This is a genomic window from Halostagnicola sp. A-GB9-2 (assembly GCF_030068615.1).
GTDB lineage: Archaea > Halobacteriota > Halobacteria > Halobacteriales > Natrialbaceae > Halostagnicola.
In genome coordinates, this window is record NZ_JASJOC010000029.1 from 1 (window position 1) to 3,008 (window position 3,008).

Below are 3,008 nucleotides of genomic sequence, written 5' to 3' on the forward strand. Positions count from 1 at the left end.
GTAGCCAAACTGATCGACGAGAAGCACCGCTTCAGAGAGATCGTGTTTTTCACGGAGTCCATGCAAGAACGCAGCCGCTGAATCAGTGCCGTGGCGTCCGAACAACTGGACGTCGAGGAGTAACTTTGTGTCGAGGTCTATTGCATCATACAACCAAGACCACTCGCCGTTAATTTTGACAGCAGTCTCGTCAACCGCGACCCGCGTCGGCGAAGCCGACGGCGGGACTGGCACGCTGTTAGCCAGCCGACGTATCCAGTTCCAAACCGCTCCATGAGAGCGTTCAACGCCTAATTCGGCGAGAATCTTTGTTGTCTCCTGAAGCGAACATCCAGTTGCGTGGAGGCGGACGGCGACGTCCGTTAGGGCGTTCGCCGTCCGCTCGTTCTCCCAAGTTGCTTCTAAATCCGCGTCGTAGCTCTCACTGAGCAGGCCTGAGAGCATTTGTCCAAATCAACTTAACGACCTGCTCACTTCTCAAACTGACTCAACTAGACAGTAACACTAAATGATTGAACTAACAACATTACGTGTTGCCCCGTGATACCTGATGAAAAAGAATTCTTCCGGATTGACCGTTGATTCGACGAAGGGCAGACAAGTAACCGCCTTTATCGTCCGGACAGTTCGAGAAATCCGCCGTAATAAGGCATCACTATTCTGGTGTCTCGTCTTTCCCTCCGCGTTCTTCGCGTTCAATCTATTTGTTTTCGTAAATATCGGCACGGTGGTGCCCGAGAACCGCGCGCCAGTTATTGGGAGCGTTGCGATAACGTTCGGTGTACTCGGCGTCTTATTCGTCGCACTGTACGTGTTTAGCCAACAGTTCGTCAGTGATCTTGAACACGGGAACTACCTAAAGTTTCGAACGACATCGCTTACTCCGCTGTCGGACCTTGGTGGTCGGTTGCTCGCGAGTATCATGTTAGCATTCGTATCGCTCGGCGTAGTACTCATATTTGCCATCTTCCTCGGTGGCGAATACCAATTTCGGTCAATCACCTCAATCCCGGTCGTGATCGGAACGGTCGTCGCCTTGACTACCGTCTGGGTCGTCATTGGAATGGGAATCGCGACCGTTATTTCTGATACCCGAACCGTAACAGTCGTCTCGATCAGCCTCGTCCTTGGTGCATTCTTCTTGACTGGGTTTAACGGTGGCAATCCGCAATTCTTTGCGCCAAACGCCGAATGGCTGGACGCTTTTCCGAACTCCCTCTCGGCACGTATCCTGCTGTATCATATGATCGATATTTCCGCCGATCAAATGCCTGAACCGGGGATACCTGGAATGACCCAGCATCTGCTGATGGCAGGATATGGCATCGGTTCGTTCGGTATCGGACTGCTGCTCACACATCGCTTTCACAGGAGTTGATAGACAATGAAACAAGTACTCACTTCAGTAATCGGAAACTCGGTCAGTGCAACGCCGGCGGAACAGGTGTCAGATACGTCGACGAACGAGACGATCAACGCGACGAACGTGAGCAAATCGTACGGAGACGAACAGGTGCTTGAGGATCTATCTCTTTCGATCGCCAGCGGCGAAGCAGTCGTTCTCGCCGGGCCGAACGGCGCAGGCAAGTCGACATTTCTCTCGTGTTTAGTTGGAAACGAGCGTCCAGATAGTGGCGAGATTAGCGTATTCGGGACACAATCACCACAACGACGCAGCGATAGCCTCGCAGTACTGCTGCAGGGCGCGGTACTGATCGACGATCTTACTGGTCGCGAAAACATCGAATTCTATGCCGCTTTGGATACTCCGTTTACCTTGCGCTGGCAAACGTACGTCGAGCGATTCGATCTTGAGGAGTCGCTTGATGATCCCGTTCGAACGTACTCCGGCGGAATGAAGCGAAAACTCGAATTGGCAATGACGTTGAGTGTCGATGCTGCAGGATACATTCTCGACGAACCCACCGCTGGCATTGATCTCTCGATGGCTGGCGAAATGCATCGAACTATCCTCGAACTGCTCGACGAAGACCGGTCCGTTCTCCTCACGAGTCACAATCCGATCGACATCGAGATCGCTGGCCGAGTTGCGTTCCTTTCGGACGGTCATATCACCGCTTTCGGTACGCCGTCTCATCTCATCGATAAGTTGCCACCGGTAGTACGGTTCCAAAATCGGCGCGACGCGATGGCCGTCAGTGACCTCGTCAGTGACGTCTACTACGTCGGTGCTGAATCCCGAGGGTACCTTGAGGACCACTCGCTATCGGAGATTAAAGCGACGATCAAGGAGGAAACTAGTACGACGACGCAGATTGATACCGTGTCACCAGGCTACTCGGACGCATTTAGTTATTATACAGGGTCTCGATCGGCCGATGGCAACTGATCTTTGCCCGGCAACCGTCTGTCACGCCATCTTGGAACTATAATTTCTTAAATACTATCAGTTATATGGGCACTGTCTAGTTGAGCCAGTTTGAGAAGTGAGCAGGCCGTTGAGTTAATTTGGAATGAAGCTCGCAGACCAGCTCAACGATAGCTACGACGCAGATTTAGAAGCAACTTGGGAGAACGAGCGGACGGCGATTGCGTCAGCGCGTTCGCCGTCCGTCTACACGCCACCGGTTGTTCGCTTCGGGAGACAACAGCAATTCTCGCTGAATTAGGCGTTAAAAGCTCTCATGGAGCGGTTTGGATTGGGTGCATCGGCTGGCTGATAGCATTTCTGACCCGCCGTCGTCCACGAGACCTTTGTTCTCGTGCGGCCTCTTGGAGAGCTTTGCTCTCCAACGGTCGGCGAATCTTCGATTCACCTCGACAGCAGAACGCATCGCGTTTTGAGGACGGCGAAGCCGACGCGGGTCGCGATTGACGAGACTGCTGTCAAAATTAACGGCGAGTGGTCTTGGTTGTATGTTGCAATAGTTCTCGACACCCAGTTGTTCGGACGCCACGGCACCGATTCGGCAGCTGCGTTCTTGCATGGACTCCGCGAAAAACACGATCTCTCCGAAACCATGTTTCTCGACGATCAGTTTGGATAT

Annotated in this window: 3 protein-coding genes and 2 pseudogenes; 4 read left to right on the forward strand and 1 reads right to left on the reverse strand. The window is 52.8% G+C overall.

The features are described 5' to 3' along the window. Nucleotides 1-444, reverse strand: a 444-nt coding sequence (locus tag QNM96_RS22795; RefSeq protein WP_283839103.1) for an IS6 family transposase, incomplete at its 3' end; no start/stop codon positions are given. Nucleotides 445-550: 106 nt separating this feature from the next. Between QNM96_RS22795 and QNM96_RS22800 the strand changes: the two genes are divergently transcribed. The 4 genes and pseudogenes from QNM96_RS22800 to QNM96_RS22815 all read left to right on the forward strand — a co-directional run. Continuing rightward, entirely contained in the window at nt 551-1,378 is an 828-nt protein-coding gene (locus tag QNM96_RS22800) for an ABC transporter permease (RefSeq protein WP_283839104.1), read from the forward strand. 6 nt (nt 1,379-1,384) lie between these two features. Beyond that, nucleotides 1,385-2,350, forward strand: coding sequence for an ABC transporter ATP-binding protein (locus QNM96_RS22805; protein WP_283839105.1), 966 nt, complete (start codon nt 1,385-1,387; stop codon nt 2,348-2,350). A gap of 124 nt (nt 2,351-2,474) precedes the next feature. Continuing rightward, nucleotides 2,475-2,706: pseudogene (locus tag QNM96_RS22810) on the forward strand (IS6 family transposase); the annotation flags it as partial. 104 nt (nt 2,707-2,810) lie between these two features. Continuing rightward, nucleotides 2,811-3,008: pseudogene (locus tag QNM96_RS22815) on the forward strand (DDE-type integrase/transposase/recombinase); the annotation flags it as partial.

What these genes read in the sequence shown, in the direction of transcription:
- QNM96_RS22805 (WP_283839105.1), top strand. Translation starts at nt 1,385, where the DNA reads ATGAAACAAGTACTCACTTCAGTAATCGGAAACTCGGTCAGTGCAACG.
- QNM96_RS22800 (WP_283839104.1), top strand. Translation starts at nt 551, where the DNA reads ATGAAAAAGAATTCTTCCGGATTGACCGTTGATTCGACGAAGGGCAGA.